This window comes from Enterococcus xiangfangensis (genome assembly GCF_005405365.1).
Classification (GTDB): domain Bacteria; phylum Bacillota; class Bacilli; order Lactobacillales; family Enterococcaceae; genus Enterococcus_A; species Enterococcus_A xiangfangensis.
The window spans coordinates 26,298-47,230 of the sequence record NZ_BJDX01000011.1; the positions used below are offsets into that span (position 1 = coordinate 26,298).

Genomic DNA, 20,933 nt, shown 5'->3' on the forward strand with positions numbered 1-20,933 from the left:
AGCGAATAGAATACATAAAAATCCCTCCTAATTTATAATAATTTTTCTAGTGCCATTAATTATTTAGCTTTTCGTCTGCTACTGCTTAATTGTCTCCATCAAACCTAATTCGATTTTCCACTTCAATAAACGGGCAACTGATTGATCCAATTGCTCTTCACTGTATTCTCCATTTTGGATAGCAGTTAAAACATAGGGAATCTGCGTGCTGTAACTTGAAGATAAAATTAGATCATTTCCAGCTTTTAACGCTTGCAATCCAGCCTCTTCTTGAGAAATAAAGTTTGCCAGCCCCGCCATGTCCATATCATCTGTCATGATTACGCCAGTAAATCCGAGCTCGTTGCGAATCACATCATGTACCGGTTTTGAGATTGAAGCGGGGAAATCCCCGTCAATGGCTTTAACAATATTATGAGAAACCATGATGCTGTCAGCACCTGCTTTGATTCCCGCTTCAAAAGGCAAGAAATCATTTTTTCGTAATTCCTCTATTGAACGATCATCCGTCACAATTTCCACATGAGAATCACGATTATTGCCATAACCTGGAAAATGTTTCAACGTCGAACCAAGTTTTTGTTTTTTCATTGCTTCCACGCTTAATTTGACATACTGACTAGTTCCAGCCGCGTCCATTCCAATCGTTCGATCATAGATAAATGATTGCGGGTCCGTTGATACGTCCGCATCCGGAAACATTCCCAACTGAATGCCTAACTCCGCAAAAACTTGGGCTTTCCGATCAATTTCTTGAGTGATACTTTCCCAGCCGTTTTCTTTGTACAACGCTTGTGGACTTTTAAAAGCCGGCGAGACGATTTGATTTCTGCTTAAACGGCTAACGCTGCCACCTTCTTCATCTGATCCGATAAACAGCGGCGTTTTGCTGACTGACTGATAACTTGCGATGGCTTGCTTTACTTCAGCTTGGCCTTTGCCTTCCATGTCGCGATCAAACAGCAAATAACCGCCGAGATGATACGTTTGGATATCCGCTACTTGGTTTTGCTCCGGCACACGAGCCATGAATAATTGCCCGACTTTTTCTTCCAACGTCATTTCTTGCATTAGTTGATCAACTTTTTCCGTCACTGTCAATTCCGTTTTTGTAGATTCGGATGTTTGCGTTTCTGCTATTGAGTCCGTTGTTTTGCTCGATTTAGTCGCTGGCTTCGAACCTGAATTTCCACAAGCGGCTAAAAGTACGACCGCCGACAAAACCATCAAACTCACCAAAATATTTTTTTTCACTTTTCTTACTCCTTAGTTAAAATAATTGTTCGATTCCAGTACCTCAAATTTTCGTTCATTTAAAAGGTACAAGCATATGAACTAGGATATGATTCATTTTAGCATAGCTGGCAGAAAGAACGCAGCGTTTTAAGTTTGCAAATGAAAAAGTGCCAAGAAAAAGCAGGATCACTTTTTCTCGACACTACTATTTATTCAGAATCGCGCCTTCTTTTCGAATACGATACCCTTTGCCCCAAATCGTTTGAATAACTTCGCGATCCATTTCAAGTGTTTCCAGCTTTAATTTGATATTTTTTATCAAAGAAGACAGCTGAGCTAAACGAGACTGCGAAACATTGCCCCACAACGATAGGCACAACTCGTCACGAGAAATGATCTCGCCGCATTGATTACGCAATTTCTCCAAGACTTGCAGCTCAAGTGAAGATAGATTGACCAAGGTCAAAGCTGAAAGTCCTTGCTCTTTTTCAGCGATGGTTTCTTTTTCCGAAATAATCGGCGTAAATGTCCGAACGCGATATTGCGCAGCCACTTCTGCCAACTGCTCACGCAACGATTCGACTGAGTCGCTGTTTTGAACGGCACCGCTCACCCCGTGTTCTTTTAATGCTGCGCGATCATTCTCACTAAGCGGATGATCCACTTCGCGTAAAATACTTTGTCCTCGATTGCTCAGTTTAGGCAGCAGCCATTCCATCTCATAACTTGAGATTGTTTCACCAATAATAATGATTGGAAAGTAATCCACTAAATCTGTCATTCGCCCATTCATTTGGAGCTCATCTAAAATACTGGTAGAACAAAAAACCTCATAATTTAAATATTGCAATTTATTAGTGATAATTTCTTCTGCTAAAATATTTTTGGTCAAAACTAAAACTCTGATCATCTAGCCACCCTCATTTTCTAATTAATAATGATTATGACTAGAATATAACTTAAATTTCAGCAAATAAAAGGTCTTTTTTTAGATGATATAAAATAAAATTATGAACATTTCAAACTATCTCGTTTTTATTAATTTGAAATAAAGAAAAACCATGATAATAATCATGGTTTAAACGATTGCTTTTTTCAATTTCTTTTCCTGTTTGATTGCTTTTTCAAAGATTGGCAAGTTGAACTGCTTGTACAACGCACCTGCCACAAAGTAAGCGATATTGAAATCAACCAAGCTGTGGATCAATCCGCCAACTCCCATCAAGAGAAAAATCGTATACAGATAACCTTGCGAATAAAAAGTATCTGGCATATTCCCCATGAAATAAAACGCTGAGACTACAAGCATTTCAGCAACCGCATGAATGCCGCCGATCACTAAATTGAAAACTTGGAAACGGCCATTTGCTAACGTGAATTTTCCATTTTTCAAAACGATCTCAGGATGTTTTTGCAAATATTTTGCGCCAATCACCGCAAAGATCAAATGAGAGAACGCCCGTAACGCGATAATGGGTGTCGTTGAGATAAAAAAGCCAAACGTCGTTCCAAAAACGACCGCAATCGCAACTAACGGTGAGAAGAACATCGCAATAAATACTGGTACGTGGCTCGCTAAAGTAAATGATGCTGGTCCGATCACAATTTTGGGCATGACCATTGGGATCAAGATCCCCAATCCAATCAATAACGCCGAGATCGTCAAATTTCTAACAGAATTATTTTTCATTTCATCCTCCTTGATATGTCAAGACACTTAATTCGTTCCTAAGTTTAGTTTAAAAAAGCAGATGTGTCAAGACAGTTAGGAGGCCGATATCAATTCTTTTGTATTTTTTCTAAAAAATTCAGCTGATCCGCCCATTTGCTCGCTGGCAATTGATGATTTTTTACGTAACGATTTTTCGAATGTTTTGCGCAATCGATCGAACACGCACCTAAATATTTTTCTTCATTTTCTTCAGAAACAAGAAACTGACGATTGCACTCAGGATTGCTGCAATTGATGTAGCGCTCACAAGGCGTTCCGTCAAACCACTCTTTCCCGACAACTTTTTTATCCACTTGATTGATCTCTACACCAATCCGCTCATCAAAAATATACATTTTTCCATCCCAAAGTTCGCCGCGAATTTCCTCATCTTTTCCATAAGCCGCAATTCCGCCATGAAGTTGGGCGACATCTTCAAAACCTTCCCGCAACAGCCAAGCAGAAAATTTTTCACAACGAATCCCGCCGGTACAATACGTCACGATTTTTTTATCCATAAATCGTTCCTTATTCTCGTGGATCCATGCTGGCAATTCGCGAAAATTATGGATCTCAGGACGAATTGCTCCGCGAAAATGACCTAGATCATATTCATAATCATTGCGAGCATCAATCACGATAGTATCTTCGGCGAGCAAAGCCTCACGAAATGCTTGCGGTTCTAAATATTTTCCCGTCAGTTGCTGCGGATCAACATCTTCAGTTAAATGCAATGCCACCAATTCGGTTCGTGGACGGACAAATAATTTTTTGAACGTATGACCGGTGCTCTTATCTATTTTAAAATAAGTATCTTTAAAACGTTCATCTGACAATAACTGCTGCATATAGCGATCCGTCGCTGCTTTTGTTCCTGAAAGTGTCCCGTTAATTCCTTCTGGAGCAACTAATATGCGGCCTTTGATCCCCAAACTACGGCAAAAAGCCAAGTGCTCTTTAGCAAATATTTCCGGCTCTTCAATTTTTGTATAGTTATAATAAAGCAAAACACGATAGTCCATCATGATTTTCCTCCTCTTTCATTCTTTCCTTACTATAGGAGATGAAAATCATTTTTTCGAACTTGGTGCTTGTGGATCTTTTTACAAAATGAGATTGCGACAGAAGTGGGCAGCTTCAAGAAACAAGAGGCGTGACAAGACTTCTGTCACACCCCCGCTTCGCTAATCGTTCCAAACTTCTTTCGCCGTTTCGATTACTAGTTTCAATTTTTCCCATTGATCAGCTTCAGTAACTTTATTTCCTTCATGGGGTGTTATTGCGCGTAGGCGTCCAAGCACGCTCAGTTGTTGATCCACATTTTCAAGCGCAGATTGCTTCACTATTGACCGAACAAGATCTAGTCATCGGTTTTTCACTTTCTGGAAGAACTAAAGACACGTATGATTCATTAAATATCGCGAAAAAAAATCACGCGAAGATCCTCGCAATCACCAATTATCTGCTCTCGCCCATCGCTCAGCTGGCAGACATCGTCTTGCAAACGGCAATCGAGGAATTTTTAGACGGCGCTTCATTGGCAGGAAAAATCTCGCAATTGTATTTATGCGATCTGCTTGTTCAAAAATATGAAGTTGAAAATGATGTAAATTCTGTTGAATTAAGAGAAACTGTCCTCCGCTCAATTTTGGATAAGAGCTTGGATTAATCAGTCTGATACTAAAATAAAAAAACGCTCAAACCTTAAAATGGTTTGAGCGTTTTTTAGTTGATAGACTTTATTGCGGATGGGCCGCAAAGTATTGCGCTTCACGATTTTCTGCGTTTTGCTGCAGATTGTAGTAATAGAAACTAATATCATTATTTAAATACGATCCCGCTGGATAAAGCTCTCGAGTGCTTTCCGGCATTTCATACTCGGCTTGATTCACTGTTGAAGAAACAACCAGACCTCTTGTAGTATCGACGGTTGCGTCAGCAAGATTCATGACTTTCGTATAATCGCCAGATTCACTGCGGACATAAGAACCTAAGTTTTCCTCAGCTGTTGCTGGAGTGCCGTCTGTTTTCCAATTAATTGGATTGATTGCTAGCGCGCCTTCATCCCAGGTTGGTAATTCACCGGAAAAATTAGGAGCAACTGTGTTATAGGATACTACGACACCCGTATCATCTGGTCCTGTCGCAAATTTCACTTGTGGATTGTCATTCATCTCTTGTTGGGTAACCGATTGACCTAGGACATAAGCTGCAATCATTCGGTCGCTGACCCCTGGATTATTTTTGAAATAATCATACATGATCGCTTTGATCATCCGAGCCCCTTGTGAGTGACCGACTAAAATAAATGGACGATTGTTATTTTCATTTTTGATGTAATAATCAAAAGCCGCATACACATCGGCTTTAGGCACACCGTCGACATATTCATTTTGTTCCGCTTTTGATTTTGAATACAGCCAATTAGCATCTAACTGACGGTAATACGGCGCAAAGATATTGCCGCTTGTTTCAAAGGCAGACCCTTGACTAGCTAAAAACACTTGTGCCCCAGCCTGCATTGATGCGTCGCCAATTTTAGCGATAGGGGATGAATTTTCATTCTTTTGGGCATAGGCTGTTGGGTATAACATGAAGACATCTGCTTGACTCGTGATTTCGGTCGGCTTAGCCAGCCAGTTATCCGAATTGCTGTAGTCGCTAGCTTTGATCGTCTCTCCAGCTTTTTTCGGTTCCACTTGTTTGATCGATGTTTTACGCGTTTCTTGTTTTGGTGTTTCTTTGTTATTCATAGTAGTGTAGGCGTAATAGCCGCCAGCACCAAGTACGATCACGATTAATCCAATGATAATTTTTTTCATTGTGTCCTCCAAGAATAGATTTATGTCTTCTATTATAGGTGAGTTTCATTTTGTATGACAAATTTTGTGTGGATTTAACGAAATAAAAAGAACTGAAGCGAGTAAAAAAGCAGAAAATTTTTAAACGAGCGGCTTATTTTTTATTGGCTTCCAGCGCATTCGACAAACGAGCGAATTCTTCCAGCGAAAGGGTCTCGCCACGACGTTTAGGGTCGATCTCTGCTTGTTGCAAACTGCTTTCCAACCAACTTTTAGCCGCGTCGTCTTTGCCGTAGCTGTTCAATAAATTATTCCACAATGTTTTGCGCCGCAAGATGAAAGACGCCTTGATCAATTTGAAAAATTCGGCTTCGTTGGTTACTTCAACAGCCGGTGTTTTGCGGCGGACTAACCGTAAAATTGCCGAGTCGACATTAGGCTGCGGGATAAACACGGTCTTAGGCACGATAAAAGCCGTCGTCGCTTCCATATAATATTGGACAGCGATCGATAGGGATCCGTAAGCCTTTGTTCCTGGTTTAGCTGAGATTCGATCTGCGACTTCTCGCTGCATCATAACGACCAGTTCATCGACAATAAGATCGGATTCTAAAATATGCATCATGATCGGAGTCGTGATGTAATACGGCAAATTGGCCACAACTTTGATCGGACCTGTTTGATCAAAATAATCGGTTTCTTTTTTCAGATCAACTTGCAAAATATCTTGATGCACGACTTTAACATTGTCATAAGGACTCAATGTATCAGCTAAGACTGGGATCAGTCGATCATCAATCTCAAAAGCCAAGACTTGATGCGCTGCACGCGCTAAATGTTCTGTCAATGCGCCGATTCCCGGACCAACTTCGATCACGTTAGTCTGTTCATCGATTTCAGCTGCGGCGACGATTTTTTGTAAAATATTAGGATCCGTCAAGAAATTTTGACCGAGACTTTTCTTAAATGAGAATCCGTGTTTTTGTAAAATCTCGCGGGTTCTCGAAGGTGTTGCTATGTCTTTGTTCACAAGTTTTCCTCTACTTTCCTCATTGCCATCTGCAATTGTGCTTCGGTGATCCGAAACATCGCTAACCGTTTTTCCAATTGTTTGGCATTCGTGTAGCCGATTTTCAATTCATCGCCTAACCGTTCACGCCGTTCGCGGGCTTGAGCTCCCGCTATTAAACCATAATCTAACAGTGTTTGTCTAGCTATTTTGAAGTCATCATCAGCAGCTGGTGTCACGACTTTATGCAACGCTTCGATGATTGCTTCATCGCTGGCATGTTCGACGCCTAGACTGCTGCCACGTTTTTGCGGTGCCGCCATTCGCCGCGATAAAAAGGCGTGCTGAGCATCGGGAATAGCCTCCATGATCGTTTTACGAATCTTTTCCCCCGAAAAATCAGGATCTGTAAAGACGATCACGCCGCGGGTTTCTTGTGCATGCTCGATTTGTTCCAAGATTGATTCATCGATCGCTGATCCGCGCGTCTCAATCGTATCGACATCAAAGACTTCTTTTAAACGTTTTGTATCGTCTTTTCCTTCAACGACAATGATTTCTTCGATTCGTTCTTTAGCCATGTGCTGGGATCCTAAACAGCCGATGAGCATTTTGAGTCGTTTGGTACGCGACTTCTTCTAACGGTAAATTCCGCAATTCCGCAATTTTCTCAACGACATAACGTGTATAACCGGGTTCGTTCCGCTTGCCGCGATAAGGCATTGGCGCCAAATAAGGCGCATCGGTCTCTACTAATAATTTATCGATTGGCACGATTTTTGCCGCTTCTTGAACATCCAGCGCTTTTTTGAATGTCACTACACCTGAAAAAGATACGTGCATCCCTAAATCTAAAAAGCGTTTCGCCCATTCTCCGCTGCCGCTGAAACTGTGCATGATCCCGCCGATATCGCGAATGTCCTCTTCTTGTAAAATTTGATAAGTATCTTCCAAGGCATCGCGTGTGTGGATACTGATTGGAAGGTTCATTTCTTTAGCGATGGCAATTTGTCGGCGAAAAATTTTGGCTTGGACTTCTTTTGGGTCTTCCATCCAATAATAATCAAGACCAATCTCCCCTAATGCAACAACTTTCGGCAGTGTCAGCTTCTTAATCAAATCTTCTTCAATTTCTTTAGTGTAACTTCCCGCTTCGGTTGGATGCCAGCCGATGATGGAATAAATTCCATCGTATTGTTGATTTAACTCCAAACTTTTTTCAATCGTCGGTGTGTCAAAACCCACGACTGCCATCTCTGTCACACCAAGCTCACGAGCGCGTTCAACGGTTTCTGGAATCTCGTTTTCAAATTGTTCCGCATTTAAATGCGTATGTGAATCAAAAATCATTTAAAATCCTCCTACTTCGCTAACTTATTTTCTAAAAGTCTCCTCTGACCTCTTCTCTAAAATCAACTTATTTTAACACAATCCGCAAAAACTAACGAAAAATCTAGCCAGCTTTGTCCAAAAGTCTACGATGAAATCCGCCAAAAGTCGGATGTTTCCGACAAGGTTTCGCTCTATACTACAACTAAAGGAGGGCTCCTATGCTTAATTTCCAACAAGAATTTCCTAAAACTGCCCGCTACTTAAAACAAAAATATCCCAGCAAGGAACCATTGAATAGTTTCTGGCATTGGGCGACATTGGCTTTATTTAGTTTGCTGTGTGTGGCCGCGATCAAACAGCAGTTGTTGCTGATCGGAATTTTGGTACTCTTTTCCGCCTTAATCAAAGGACCAGGAATTTTATTTTTCGGCGCGCTTTATTCTTTTTTAGTCAGTCTGTTTCCACCGATTGGAATCGTTCTTTCCGCACTTTTCTTCTTATTAAATATTCGTTTATTAACTAAAAGCTGGCGGGTGAATCTAGTCACTTCCCTATTTTATTTGTATCCCCTAGGGTTGAGTGTGCTTCGCTCCTTGACACAGTGGGATGCACCTTGGCAAATCGGCCTTGAACTATTACCCGGATTGTTATTATTGCATTTTGTATTGCTGCAAGTGTATTATTTCCATCCAAATGTTCGCCAAGTCGCTTGGACGATTTTAGCTACACCATTTGAATTGCTTTCACTTATTTTGCCAAAACGCTTTAAAAAACTATTTCGGACGCCATCGCAAGCAATGAAACGTTAGTCGTTAAGAAGACTTCTTCTTAGCGACTTTTTTGAATGTGACTTGCATTTAGCTAAACTCGATACTGCTTCAAGTTCGTAACAGTCACTGAAATCATTCAAATCTCTTATGTTATTTCACTAAAAACTGACGAGTTGAGCAATTGTTTCTCACAAAATTTCTGTGGAAAATTCAGTTAAAAAAACTTATTTTTTTGAAGAAATAAAACGAATTAATTGAATTGTTGCTAGGAATCGATTAGGCTGAAATTAACAAATAGGAAAGGAAGTCGAATCAATGACCAAAAAAATTGCTATTCTCGCAACCGATTTAGTAGAAGATATTGAACTAACCTCTCCAAAAGAAGCCCTTGAAAAAGATGGAAACGAAGTGACTTTGATCAGCTTTGAAGCTCAAAAAGAGATTACCGGTAAAAAAGGAACCAAATTTACCAGTGATAAAGGGATTGATGAAGTGAAGCCAGCAGAATTTGATGCCTTACTGATCCCTGGCGGATTTTCACCCGATCAACTGCGCAGCGATCCGCGTTTTGTTTCGTTTGTCGCCTACTTCTTAGAACAGGACCGACCGCTGTTTGCAATTTGCCACGGTCCGCAGTTATTCATTCAAACTGGCTTGACCAAAGGACGCACAATGACCGCTTATACGACTGTTCGCCCCGATATCGGTTACGCTGGTGCCACAGTCAAAGATGAGCCGGTCGTCGTCGATAGAAAATTAGTGACCAGCCGGACACCGGATGATCTGCCGGACTTCAATGAAAAAATGCTCGAAGTCTTGCATGCCTGATTCTTTACCAAAAAAGATATAAAAAAGCCAAAAATCGCTGATCGATTTTTGGCTTTTTCGCTTGTTTTAACTGCGTCTGCATCAACCCTGAATCGTTTACAGACTTATTCTCGATAGGAGCGCGCTAGATTTCACATTCCTCTACGTTTTCGATTGATTAAAAAAATTCTGATTATTATTAGAAATAAAGATCTGAATCATTTTTGCTCAAAACTAAAAGTCGATGGATGATCGTATTTTCACCATAACTCGTATTCAAAATATAATCATGCCAATAGAATTTTTTTTCATGGACCAAATAATCTTCAAAATTTTCAGGAAATCCAGAAGCTAACTCACGAACTAAGAATGCCATCTTTGCATCCAAATCCATAACTTCTCTTAAATATTCAAGCTTATCATCCACATCTTCAGCTAAAAGTTGTTGCATTTGCTGCTGCAAAGATTGAAAGTAGTGATAAAATTCTTCAGGAATCTCTGTAGTTCTAACATCCGACAAAAAGTCCTTCCCTGACCACCGTTCTTCAGCCATGGCAAGTTTTTCGTCTAATGTACCTTCCCACAAGTAAGTCCATTTCATAATAATTTCCCCCAGAATAGTGCATATAACTGCTTATAAAATTAACCTTCATTCAATAAAGCTTTGATAGGTAATATGTGAACATCAATTATTTCTTGTACATGGTATTTTTTAAATTAATAAAATAATTACCCATACTATCCCAAGTTTAGAATAGAATGATTTTATGCAATTATATAAAATAATTGCGCTTTATTCAAGTGGTACCGGATAAAAAGATGTTGATTTAACGGCATTTCATCCACTTTTTTAGAAATTTGGTATAATCAAAATAAATGGTATATTTTAATCAAATGGACGCATTTTGCGAATAGATTTAGAATAAAAACCGCTATAAAATGAACGATAGCCCACTCAAACTTGAGCGGGCTATCTAACTAATCAATATTTATTATTTTAAAGTTGAGGGTGTTGACTATTACTAAAATTAACTATTTCTCGTTTAAACGATGTATTCCCAATTCCTTCTAATACATCCTTGTAACCCTATAGTTACGCCAGTTTGATTAAATTTCATCAAAATGAGTTAAAATATCGCATAACAATTATCTTTCGTGTACTTCTATTATAGCATATTTTTTAAGCAGTTACGCAGATTGGAAGCTGTGCTTATTCAAATCTTTACTATTTCCAGTAAAAATATTCTCGGCTTTTTATAAAAAAAATCGTGATAGAAGCGGCGAGCTTCAAGAATAAGCAGGAATTGTTAAAAATTACTGTTTATTTTTTTGTAAAATTTCAACTTATTTCCGAAGCCGCGATTTCTCACTATTTTTTCAAAAAAAGAAGGACGTGACAAGCGTCACATCCTCCTAGTTTACCCAACGATCGCGCCGTTTGGCATCGTTTTAGGGGCTTCTATTACTTTTAATGTTCCGTCTGGTGCTTCTGCTGACAAGATCATGCCTTGGCTGATCTCACCGCGCATTTTACGCGGTTTCAAGTTAGCTACGATCACTAATTTTTTCCCGACCAAAGCTTCTGGATCTGGATAAAATTGTGCGATTCCAGAAAGGATTTGCCGATCTTGGTCATCGCCGGCATCTAAACGGAATTGTAATAATTTATCCGCGCCTTCGACTGGTTTGCATTCCATGACTTCTGCGACCTTCAACTCGATTTTTTCAAACACATCAAATTTGATTTGTTTGTCTTTGACTGATACCAGTTCTGTTTCTTCTGGGTCCCATTTGATCTTTTCTTCTTCAGGTTGACCACCTTCAGTCATTTTTTCTTTGATATAAGCGACTTCTTCATCCATATCTAAACGTGGGAAGATCGGTTGGCCTTTTGGCGTCACTTTCGTATTTTCTGGAAATTCTCCAAAGTGGATCGTTGAAAGGTTCATCATTTCTGAATTCAAACCTAATTGATCAAAAATACGTTTTGGTGATTGTGTCATGATTGGCTGCAAGAGAATCGCTACGATCCGCAAACTTTCAGCTAAATGGACCATCACACTGTCAAGTTCAGCTTTGCGCTCTTCGTCTTTTGCTAAAACCCAAGGCTCAGTTTCATCGATATATTTATTTGCCCGCGAAACTAACGTCCAAACTTCTGCCAACGCCGTGTTGAATTCCATTTTGTCCATTGCTTCTCGGTAACGACTGACTACATTCGCAGCAGTCGTTGATAATTCGCTATCAAATTCAGTGACTAATGATTTATAAGCCGGTACCGTGCCTTCGCAATATTTATTAATCATTGCGACTGTCCGGTTCAACAAATTGCCTAAATCATTGGCTAGATCATAATTTACCCGCGAAACGAAATCTTCAGGTGTGAAGACGCCGTCTGAGCCAAATGGCACAGCCCGCAGCAAATAATAGCGCAATGCATCAAGACCATAGCGCTCCACTAACATCTCTGGATAGACTACGTTCCCTTTTGATTTCGACATCTTGCCGTCTTTCATCATCAACCAGCCGTGACCATAAACTTTTTTCGGTAACGGCAAATCGAGTGCCATCAACATGATTGGCCAGTAGATCGTATGGAAACGAACGATTTCTTTTCCTACCATGTGAACGTCAGCAGGCCAATATTTTTGGAATAGACTGTCGTCATCTGACCCATAACCTAAAGCGGTGATATAGTTTGATAACGCATCGATCCAAACATACACTACATGTTTTGGATTCGCATTGACTGGGATTCCCCACTTAAAGGTTGTCCGTGAAACAGCTAAGTCTTCCAAACCTGGCTTGATGAAGTTGTTGACCATTTCATTTTTACGTGACTCTGGTTGAATAAATTCTGGATGATTATCGTAATATTCCAATAAACGATCCGCATATTTACTCATACGGAAAAAGTAAGATTCTTCACGAACCAATTCAACTTCGTGACCGCTTGGAGCTTTTCCGCCGATCACAGTGCCTTCTTCATCACGGTAGACTTCAGCCAACTGTGTTTCTGTAAAGTATTCTTCGTCTGAGACTGAATACCAGCCTTCATATTCACCAAGATAGATATCGCCTTGATCCAATAACTGATCAAAAATCTTTTTGACCGCCGCTTGATGATAATCATCCGTGGTCCGAATGAATTTATCGTAGCTGATGTCCAGCGTCTTCCATAATTTCTTGATGTCCGTTGCCATTTTATCTACATATTCTTGAGGTTCTACGCCAAGTTCATCGGCTTTCTTTTCAATTTTTTGTCCATGTTCATCAACCCCGGTCAAATAAAACACATCAAAGCCCATCATGCGTTTATAGCGAGCGATCGCGTCACAGGCAATCGTTGTATAAGAATTCCCAATGTGCAGTTTGCCACTAGGATAATAAATTGGCGATGTGATATAAAACGTTTCTTTCTCTGCCATAAGGCTCCTCCTTTAAAAATAGTTTCCTACGTAGTATACCACAAAACAACTAGCGATTTTGGAAAAAAATACCCGTCGATCAGAATCTGTCCGCCACTTTTGACAGCACGATACCACTCAGCAAATCACGTCCAATTTAGAATCGTTCTCAGCTACTTTTAGCTGGGTCCAAAAACAGAGGTTAGGATGGAAGTGGACAGCTCCAAGCAATTTCGGCTTATTTCCAAAAAAGCTGGAACACCGTTTAATCAAAAAAAGGGTGTGACAAGACTTCTGTCACACCCTTTGCGATTATTTTCGTAATATTTTCTCCATCTTTTTGCCTTTGGCTAATTCATCGATTAATTTATCCAAGTAACGAATTTTTTGCATTAAAGGATCTTCGATATCTTCTACTCGATAACCGCAGATTACTCCTTTGATCAATGAAGTATTTTCATTCATTTGAGGCGCTTCCGCAAAGAAAGTCTCGACGTTGACTTCTTTTTCTAATTGCGCTTGGAATGATGCCTCGTCATAACCAGTCAGCCAATAAATAATTTCATCAACTTCGTCTTTTGTTCGATCTTTTCGTTCCGCTTTTTCGATGTACATTTTATAAATACCACTAAAACTCATTTTAAAAACTCTGCTCATTTTATGGTCCTCCTCTAACTAGCGATAGTCGCATCCGTTTAATCTTGATTAACGCGTCACGCCGTCCTTTCGCGCCGCTTCCGCAACTTTCAGTGTAATCAAATCGACTACTTTTTCATCAAAGGCTGATGGGATAATGTAGCCGGAATTTAATTCTGAATAGGTGATGGAATCCGCGATGGCATACGCACAAGCTAATTGCATCCCAGGAGTTATTTTCTTCGCTTCTGCCGCAAAAGCTCCCCGGAACAAACCTGGAAAAGCCAGCACATTATTGATTTGATTAGGATAATCCGACCGGCCAGTCCCAACAACTGCCGCCCCGCCCGCCAGCGCTTCATGATACGTGATTTCTGGTTCGGGATTTGCCATCGGAAAAACGATGCTGCCTTCATTCATAGAAGCGACCATTTCTTTAGTCACTAGATTAGGCGCAGAGACACCGACAAAAACATCCGCTCCGACAAATGCTTCTGCCAGCGTCCCACTAAAATCTTGCGGTGTGATCAATTCTAAAATCTCTTTTTCAACAAACGTCGCGTTTGTCATCTCCGCGTTCAAGGCCCCATCTTTATTGAAGGCAATGATATTTTTCACACCTAAATCGACCAGCATATGGATGATCGCGCTACCGGCAGCACCGGTCCCAGAAATGACAACTTTCAAATCTGGCGGCGTTTTTTTCACCAGCTTCAACGCGTTGATCAAAGCCGCTGTCACGACGACTGCCGTTCCATGCTGATCATCGTGAAAAACGGGAATATCCAATTCCTCGATCAATGCCCGCTCGATCTCAACACAGCGTGGAGCACTGATATCTTCTAGATTGATTCCGCCAAAAGTTGGCGCGATTGCTTTGACGATTTGAATGATTTCTTTTGGATCTTTTGTAGCTAAACAAATCGGCACGGCATCAATACCGGCAAACTCTTTAAACAGCAAGGCCTTACCTTCCATTACAGGCAAAGCGGCTTCTGGACCGATGTCCCCTAAGCCTAACACCGCTGTTCCATCAGTCACGACCGCGACACTGTTGCCTTTCCACGTGTAGTCATAGGCTAATGTTTTATCTTCAGCAATTTTGCGGCACGGTTCTGCCACGCCTGGTGTATAAGCCAGCGATAGATCATCTTTACTGAGCACACTTACTTTACTCGTTACTTCGATCTTTCCACGCCACTGTTTGTGTGCAGCTAAAGCTTCCTCATAAATCGTCATTCTATCTCTCTCCGATCATCTTTTCTGGTCTGACCCAAGCGTCATATTCTGCTGCCGTGACATAGCCCAATGTCAAAGCGGCTTCTTTTAAAGTCGTTCCTTCATTGTAGGCTTTTTTAGCGATCTCCGCACCTTTGTCATAACCGATCTGCGTATTCAAAGCGGTTACCAGCATTAAAGATTGTTTCAATAATTCTTCCATTCGCTCCTTGTTGACAGTCAAACCTTTTAGACAATTTTCATTGAAAGAATGTAAAGCGTCAGTCAACAAACGAATACTTTGCAACAAGTCAAAAGCGATCAACGGCAAATAGACATTCAATTCGAAACTTCCCTGCGATGCCGCGATCCCGATTGCCGTATCATTTCCCATCACTTGAACGGCTACCATTGCTAAGGCTTCACATTGCGTCGGATTGACTTTCCCCGGCATGATCGAACTGCCAGGTTCATTCGCCGGAATAGTGATCTCGCCTAATCCGCTGCGAGGACCGCTGGCCAGCCAGCGAATGTCATTCGCCATTTTCAAACAATTCGCCGCCAACGCTTTTAATGCACCGCTGACAAAAACGACCGCATCCCGATTGGCTAATGCATGGAATTTATTTGCTTCGCTGATAAAATGGATCCCCGTTTCTTCTTTCAACGCAGCGATAAATGCTTCTTCATATGCCTTTGACGCATTCAAGCCGGTTCCAACTGCTGTTCCGCCGATCGCCAATTGGCGCAATTCGGCTAATCCGTGAATCAACATATTTTCATTGTGCTCCAGTGCTGAGCGCCAGCCGCTGATCTCTTGCGCAAAAGTTATTGGTGTAGCATCTTGCAAATGGGTACGGCCTATTTTGATGATTTCGTGATTGGCCTCTTCCAACTGCACTAATACTTGGATCATTTCACGAACTGCCGGCAATAAATTTTTTTCAAGTGTCATCGTTCCGGCAATATGAATCGCTGTCGGAAAGACGTCATTAGAACTCTGACTCATATTCACATCATCATTGGGATGGATTGGCAAATTTTTTTGACTTGCCAGATGGGCGATCACTTCATTCGTATTCATGTTGCTTTGCGTTCCGCTGCCGGTCTGCCAAACGACTAATGGAAATTCCTGCCAATTTTCTCCTGCCAACAATACATCTGCAGCCTTTTGGATTGCTAAAGCTTTCTCTGTTGCTAATTTTCCTGTCTGCTGATTTGCGATTGCTGCTGTTTTTTTGACTAAAACAAGTGCATGCAATAATTCTGACGGCATTTTTTCTCCGCCAATTTTAAAATTTTGTCGACTCCGCTCAGTTTGCGCGCCCCACCATGCGTCTTTGGGAACTTCGATCGGGCCCATTGAATCTTGCTCGGTTCGTGTCTCCATAAAATTCTCCTCTCGGTTATTTTGTTCAATTATCCCTTATTTTTTGCTAAAAAGGTAGAACTATCTTTTTAAATTGTGCCGCCGACCCTCTAATCGCTAATTGACTATCCTTCAAATCAAAAAAAGAGGCTATGACCGGTGTCACCGGTGTCATAACCTCTTCATTTATTATTTGTCGCGTGTATCAAAAAGAATTGTAACGGGGCCGTCATTGACCAGTGCCACATCCATGTCACCGCCGAATTTTCCTGTCTTTACAGTCAAACCAGCTTGACGCAAGCCTTCATTAAAATACTCGTATAGCGGAATCGCTGTTTCTGGACGCGCCGCTTTTACAAAACTTGGACGATTGCCTTTTTTTGTATCTGCGTATAAGGTGAATTGCGACACACTCAATACACTGCCTTCTACATCTTGGAGCGATTGATTCATTTTTCCTTCAGCATCCTCAAACACACGTAGCAAAGGAATTTTCCGAATTAAATAATCTGCGTCAGCTTCAGTGTCTTCTTCATGAATCCCAAGCAAGATCATAAATCCTCGATCGATCTTGCCAATCACTTGTTCATCGATGCTCACATTTGCCTGACTGACTCGTTGTATTACTGCCCGCATTGCTCTTCCTCCAACTATTCTTAGATATTATCCCTTTGTCCGTTTCACACTATACACATCGGGGATCGTTTTGATTTTATCAACGATCGAATAAAGGTGATTCAAGTTTTGGATCTTGAAGGTCAAGTTGATGACTGCTAAGCGATCTTTCGTTGGCTTTGCCTCAACACTGACTAATTTTTTAGTCATTCCGCTGACAATGTTCAACACGTCATTCAATAACCCGTCACGATTGAATCCATAAATTTCCAAATCGGCGTTGTAATCTTGAACAGAGTTGGCTGTGTCTTCCCACTCGACTTCAATCAAGCGCTCTTGGATATCTTTTTGCTTTGTGATGTTGGGACAATCGGCGCGGTGGATCGAGATTCCCCGGCCTTTTGTGATATAGCCGACGATGTCATCTCCAGGAACTGGATTACAGCAATGGCTGATCCGAATCAATAGATTATCGATTCCTTGAATGACGATCCCGCCTTCATGCCGAATCTTGATTTTCTCAGGTTCTTTCGGGTTGCTGACCATTTCATCAACAGCTTCCCGTTGTTTTTGTTTCATTTGCTCGCGGCGCTCTTTTTCGGTCAAACGATTCGTAAAGGTCAAAGCACTCATCTCGCCAAAACCAATCGCCGCATACAGATCTTCTTCACTGTGGAAGTTAAATTTGTCCAATACATCTGAGAGCTTGTCTTTTGTCAGCATCTCCTTTGGTACAAAACCTAGATCAGTGATACATTTAACGACCGCGTCATGTCCTTTAGCAACATTTCCCTCACGGTCTTGCGTTTTAAAGAAACGTTTAATTTTATTTTTTGCCTTGCTAGTTTTCACTAAATTCAACCAGTCGCGACTTGGCCCAAAAGAATTAGCTGAGGTCATGATCTCGATGATGTCCCCATTTTTCAATTTATAATCTAATTGCACCATCTTGCCATTGACCTTGGCACCAGTAGTTTTATTTCCGATATCCGTATGAATACTGTAGGCAAAATCTAACGGACCGGATCCTTTCGGCAATTCAGTCACATCGCCTTTAGGTGTGAAGACGTACACCTTATCGCTGAAAATATCGCCTTTTACACTCTCCATAAATTCAGAAGCATCATAGCTTTCATCTTGCAATTCAATGATTTCACGAAACCAATCCAATTGTTTGTTGTCTTGCGTTTCATCTTGTTTTTCTGTTTTTCCTTCTTTATAAGCCCAGTGAGCCGCGACCCCGAATTCAGCGATCTGATGCATCTCGTGGGTCCTAATTTGTACTTCGACCGGATTGCCGCTAGGACCGATAATCGTAGTGTGCAGTGATTGATACATATTGGTCTTAGGCATTGCGATATAATCTTTAAAACGTCCCGGCATCGGTTTCCATTTTGTATGGATTGCTCCTAAGACAGCGTAACAATCCTTGATTGAATCCACGATCACTCGAATGGCTAACAAATCATAAATTTCATCAAACTGTTTCTTTTGATCTCGCATCTTGCGATAAATAGAGTATATGTGTTTCGGCCGGCCATAAATATCGCCTTCAATGCCTAACTCTTTCGTCGCTTCTTTGATTTCATTAACCGCTTCATCTACAAACGCTTCTCGTTCATCGCGTTTGCTGCGCATCAAATGGACAATCCGATAGTATTGTTTTGGATTCAAGTAACGCAATGCTGTATCTTCTAGTTCCCATTTGATCCGGCTCATCCCTAAACGATCCGCTAACGGCGCATAGATTTCCAGTGTTTCACGCGCGATTCTACGCTGTTTGTCGTCGCGCAAATATTTAAGCGTCCGCATGTTGTGCAAACGGTCGGCCAGTTTGACCATGATGACCCGCAAATCTTGTGCCATCGCCAACAACATTTTCCGATGATTTTCTGCCAATTGTTCTTCATGGGATTTATATTTGATCTTTCCTAGTTTGGTTACGCCATCGACTAATGAAGCCACATCTTCCCCAAATTCAACTTTTAAATCTTCCAATGTTACCGGCGTATCTTCCACTACATCGTGTAAAAAACCAGTCGCAACAGTATGTGGATCCATATGCAGATCCGCTAAGATTCCAGCAACTTGGATTGGGTGAATGATATACGGTTCTCCTGATTTGCGAATTTGCTCTTTATGCGCTTCGTACGCAAAGTCGTAAGCCTTTTGTACAAACGTCACGTGCTCTTTTCCCATGTAGGTACTAACCATCCTGATGACGTCAGGACCAGTTAATTCAACTTCTTTTGCCAAGTGACGTTCCCCCTTTGTTTTCTGAAAATGATTGTTCTTATTATACAAACTCTAGTACACTTTTTCAATCAAATCAGTGCTGCAGTTCGTAATAGAAACTTGCCGCGCTCAAAAGATAAAAAGGTGCCGTCTCTGTTCGCAAAATCCGTGGACCTAACCCACAAAGTTTTCCACCTGCTGCTTGGAATCGTTCGATCTCTTTTGGTGTCAGACCACCTTCTGGTCCAAAAACAACTAATAATTTTTGACCTGCTGTCAATTGCTGCAACGTTTGAACGAGCTGTGCTTGCTCCCCTTGTTTGGCCGATTCTTCATAAGCAATCAAAACCGCATCATATTCAGCAAACGATGTGATCAATTCTTTTTCAGTAGTGAAACAGACTTTGGGCAATGCTTGACGATGGGCTTGTTCTGCCGCCTCTTGCGCGATTTTATTCAACCGTTGTTGTTTTTTTTGTTGTTTTTTTGCATCCCATTTTGCTACTGAACTTTCACCGGGAAAAGCAATGAAATCAAAGGCACCCAGTTCTGTCCCTTTTTGAACGATCAGCTCTAATTTTTCGCCTTTAGGAAAACCGCTGGCGATCGTAATATTGATCGGCAATTCTCGTTGCAGTTGTTCCTTTTCAACTTCTTCTAATGTCACACTGTCGCTGGTGATACTAAGGATTTCGGCCTTGATAGCTGTTTGATCACTGAAGACAAGAAAAACTTGGTCGCCTGCCACCATGCGCATTACTCGCGACATATGGTGATGCGGTTCTCCGCTGATTTCCACAGTCGATTGATATGCTTGATCAATAAAATAGCGCTGCATACTAATCTTCCTCAGGTTTCTTCAAAATAATGGCAAACCAATCTTTTTGTTGGAAGATTCGGTCGACTTCAAAGCCTTGTGCGTACATCGCTTCTAGCACCATATCTTTTTTATCTTCGATGATCCCTGATACAATCAGTGTTCCGTTTGGTTTCAATAAGCGCCACGCGTCTGACACTAACAAAACGATGATGTCAGCTAAAATATTAGCCACGATCACGTCCGCTTCATGTTCGACTCCGACTAATAAATCATTCGCGGACACATGAATATTTTCCGTATTGGCATTCAGATCAACATTTTCTTGTGCTGAGCGAACAGCAACTTCATCTAAATCGTAAGCATAAATATCTTTTGCTCCATATAATGAACTAGCAATACTTAATACACCGGAGCCTGTTCCCACATCTAAAACTGTTTCACCACCGCGCAAAACAGTTTCTAATGCTTGCAAGGTCAGATTGGTGGTTGGATGTGTTCCTGTTCCAAAAGCCATGCCGGGATCCAATGTAATGATTTTTTCATCTTCATGCTGCGCTTCATACTTCTCCCAGCTAGGAGTGATTGTTAAATAGCGAGTCACACGAACCGGATGGTAATATTTTTTCCAAGCCGTTGCCCAGTCACTTTCTTCCACTTCGCTGACTTCAACGATATTTTTGCCGATGTTCAAGCCAAACTCTGGCAATTCGTCAATCCGATCTTTAATGAATGGTAAAATTTCCGGTAAAAAAATCGTTTCAGGGAAATAAGCTTTCACGATAGCCCCTTCCGTTAAACTAAAAAAATTCTCCCGATCCAATAATTCTCCATACTGATCTTCTTGATAATTCATAAAATCCAACGCGTCTTCGATAGCAACACCGGATGCGCCGGCCTCCACTAAAATGTTAGAAACAGCCTCGACCGCTTCACTTTCAGTGGTAACTTTTACTTCATTCCATTTCAT

At 41.2% G+C, this 20,933-nt stretch carries 19 protein-coding genes and 2 pseudogenes; 3 read left to right on the forward strand and 18 right to left on the reverse strand.

Going from position 1 to position 20,933, the window contains the following annotated elements; genetic code table 11:
* Nucleotides 1-78: 78 nt before the first annotated feature.
* From FFM68_RS11545 to FFM68_RS13335, 5 genes and pseudogenes are all read right to left on the reverse strand, one after another.
* A complete protein-coding gene (locus tag FFM68_RS11545) occupies nt 79-1,254 on the reverse strand; it encodes a glycoside hydrolase family 3 protein (RefSeq protein ID WP_137619464.1) in 1,176 nt (391 codons plus the stop codon).
* 187 nt (nt 1,255-1,441) lie between these two features.
* Nucleotides 1,442-2,146 carry a helix-turn-helix domain-containing protein gene (locus FFM68_RS11550; protein ID WP_137619465.1) on the reverse strand — a complete coding sequence of 235 codons (705 nt, stop codon included), beginning with the start codon at nt 2,144-2,146 and terminating at the stop codon, nt 1,442-1,444.
* Between the two features lie 168 nt (nt 2,147-2,314).
* A complete protein-coding gene (locus FFM68_RS11555; protein ID WP_137609893.1) occupies nt 2,315-2,926 on the reverse strand; it encodes a hypothetical protein in 612 nt (203 codons plus the stop codon).
* A gap of 89 nt (nt 2,927-3,015) precedes the next feature.
* Nucleotides 3,016-3,969, reverse strand: a complete 954-nt coding sequence (trhO, locus tag FFM68_RS11560; RefSeq protein ID WP_137619521.1) for an oxygen-dependent tRNA uridine(34) hydroxylase TrhO — start codon at nt 3,967-3,969, stop codon at nt 3,016-3,018.
* 162 nt (nt 3,970-4,131) lie between these two features.
* Nucleotides 4,132-4,218, reverse strand: a pseudogene (locus tag FFM68_RS13335) (methionine synthase); the annotation flags it as partial.
* Between FFM68_RS13335 and FFM68_RS11570 the strand changes: the two are divergent.
* Nucleotides 4,212-4,616, forward strand: a pseudogene (locus FFM68_RS11570) (SIS domain-containing protein); the annotation flags it as partial. The pseudogenes FFM68_RS13335 and FFM68_RS11570 sit on opposite strands and share 7 nt — an antisense overlap.
* A 70-nt stretch (nt 4,617-4,686) precedes the next feature.
* Here the strand turns inward: FFM68_RS11570 and FFM68_RS11575 are convergent.
* The 4 genes from FFM68_RS11575 to FFM68_RS11590 form a co-directional block, all read right to left on the reverse strand.
* Complete coding sequence (locus FFM68_RS11575) at nt 4,687-5,769, reverse strand: DUF3089 domain-containing protein (protein WP_137619466.1); 1,083 nt, start codon at nt 5,767-5,769, stop codon at nt 4,687-4,689.
* A gap of 133 nt (nt 5,770-5,902) precedes the next feature.
* Nucleotides 5,903-6,778, reverse strand: coding sequence for a 16S rRNA (adenine(1518)-N(6)/adenine(1519)-N(6))-dimethyltransferase RsmA (gene rsmA / locus FFM68_RS11580; RefSeq protein WP_137619467.1), 876 nt, complete (start codon nt 6,776-6,778; stop codon nt 5,903-5,905).
* Nucleotides 6,775-7,338 carry a ribonuclease M5 gene (rnmV, locus tag FFM68_RS11585; protein WP_137619468.1) on the reverse strand — a complete coding sequence of 188 codons (564 nt, stop codon included), beginning with the start codon at nt 7,336-7,338 and terminating at the stop codon, nt 6,775-6,777. Before rnmV ends, rsmA begins: the two co-directional genes overlap by 4 nt.
* Nucleotides 7,331-8,107, reverse strand: coding sequence for a TatD family hydrolase (locus tag FFM68_RS11590; protein ID WP_137609902.1), 777 nt, complete (start codon nt 8,105-8,107; stop codon nt 7,331-7,333). The genes rnmV and FFM68_RS11590 overlap by 8 nt, the downstream gene beginning before the upstream one ends.
* Before the next feature lie 200 nt (nt 8,108-8,307).
* On the opposite strand from FFM68_RS11590, the gene FFM68_RS11595 reads away from it, so the two are divergent.
* Together FFM68_RS11595 and FFM68_RS11600 are read left to right on the forward strand one after the other, a co-directional pair.
* A complete protein-coding gene (locus FFM68_RS11595) occupies nt 8,308-8,898 on the forward strand; it encodes a hypothetical protein (protein WP_137619469.1) in 591 nt (196 codons plus the stop codon).
* 276 nt (nt 8,899-9,174) lie between these two features.
* On the forward strand, nt 9,175-9,687 hold the full coding sequence (locus FFM68_RS11600) for a type 1 glutamine amidotransferase domain-containing protein (RefSeq protein WP_137619470.1): 513 nt from the start codon (nt 9,175-9,177) through the stop codon (nt 9,685-9,687).
* Between the two features lie 178 nt (nt 9,688-9,865).
* On the opposite strand, the gene FFM68_RS11605 is transcribed toward FFM68_RS11600, so the two are convergent.
* From FFM68_RS11605 to prmA, 9 genes are all read right to left on the reverse strand, one after another.
* Complete coding sequence (locus FFM68_RS11605) at nt 9,866-10,267, reverse strand: hypothetical protein (RefSeq protein WP_137609905.1); 402 nt, start codon at nt 10,265-10,267, stop codon at nt 9,866-9,868.
* An 817-nt stretch (nt 10,268-11,084) separates the two neighbouring features.
* Nucleotides 11,085-13,094, reverse strand: coding sequence for a methionine--tRNA ligase (gene metG, locus FFM68_RS11610; protein WP_137619471.1), 2,010 nt, complete (start codon nt 13,092-13,094; stop codon nt 11,085-11,087).
* Nucleotides 13,095-13,385: 291 nt separating this feature from the next.
* Nucleotides 13,386-13,730, reverse strand: coding sequence for a DUF2200 domain-containing protein (locus FFM68_RS11615; protein ID WP_137609907.1), 345 nt, complete (start codon nt 13,728-13,730; stop codon nt 13,386-13,388).
* Between the two features lie 48 nt (nt 13,731-13,778).
* Nucleotides 13,779-14,948: an NAD(P)-dependent malic enzyme gene (locus tag FFM68_RS11620; RefSeq protein ID WP_137609908.1), complete on the reverse strand. Its 1,170-nt coding sequence runs from the start codon at nt 14,946-14,948 to the stop codon at nt 13,779-13,781.
* Between the two features lies 1 nt (nt 14,949).
* Entirely contained in the window at nt 14,950-16,317 is a 1,368-nt protein-coding gene (gene fumC / locus FFM68_RS11625; protein ID WP_137619472.1) for a class II fumarate hydratase, read from the reverse strand.
* A gap of 168 nt (nt 16,318-16,485) precedes the next feature.
* Nucleotides 16,486-16,932 (reverse strand): D-aminoacyl-tRNA deacylase, encoded by a 447-nt coding sequence (gene dtd / locus FFM68_RS11630; RefSeq protein ID WP_137619473.1) that lies wholly within the window; start codon nt 16,930-16,932, stop codon nt 16,486-16,488.
* Nucleotides 16,933-16,959: 27 nt separating this feature from the next.
* Nucleotides 16,960-19,167, reverse strand: a complete 2,208-nt coding sequence (locus FFM68_RS11635; RefSeq protein WP_137619474.1) for a RelA/SpoT family protein — start codon at nt 19,165-19,167, stop codon at nt 16,960-16,962.
* Nucleotides 19,168-19,240: 73 nt separating this feature from the next.
* Complete coding sequence (locus FFM68_RS11640) at nt 19,241-19,984, reverse strand: 16S rRNA (uracil(1498)-N(3))-methyltransferase (RefSeq protein WP_137619475.1); 744 nt, start codon at nt 19,982-19,984, stop codon at nt 19,241-19,243.
* Between the two features lies 1 nt (nt 19,985).
* A complete protein-coding gene (prmA, locus tag FFM68_RS11645; protein WP_137619476.1) occupies nt 19,986-20,933 on the reverse strand; it encodes a 50S ribosomal protein L11 methyltransferase in 948 nt (315 codons plus the stop codon).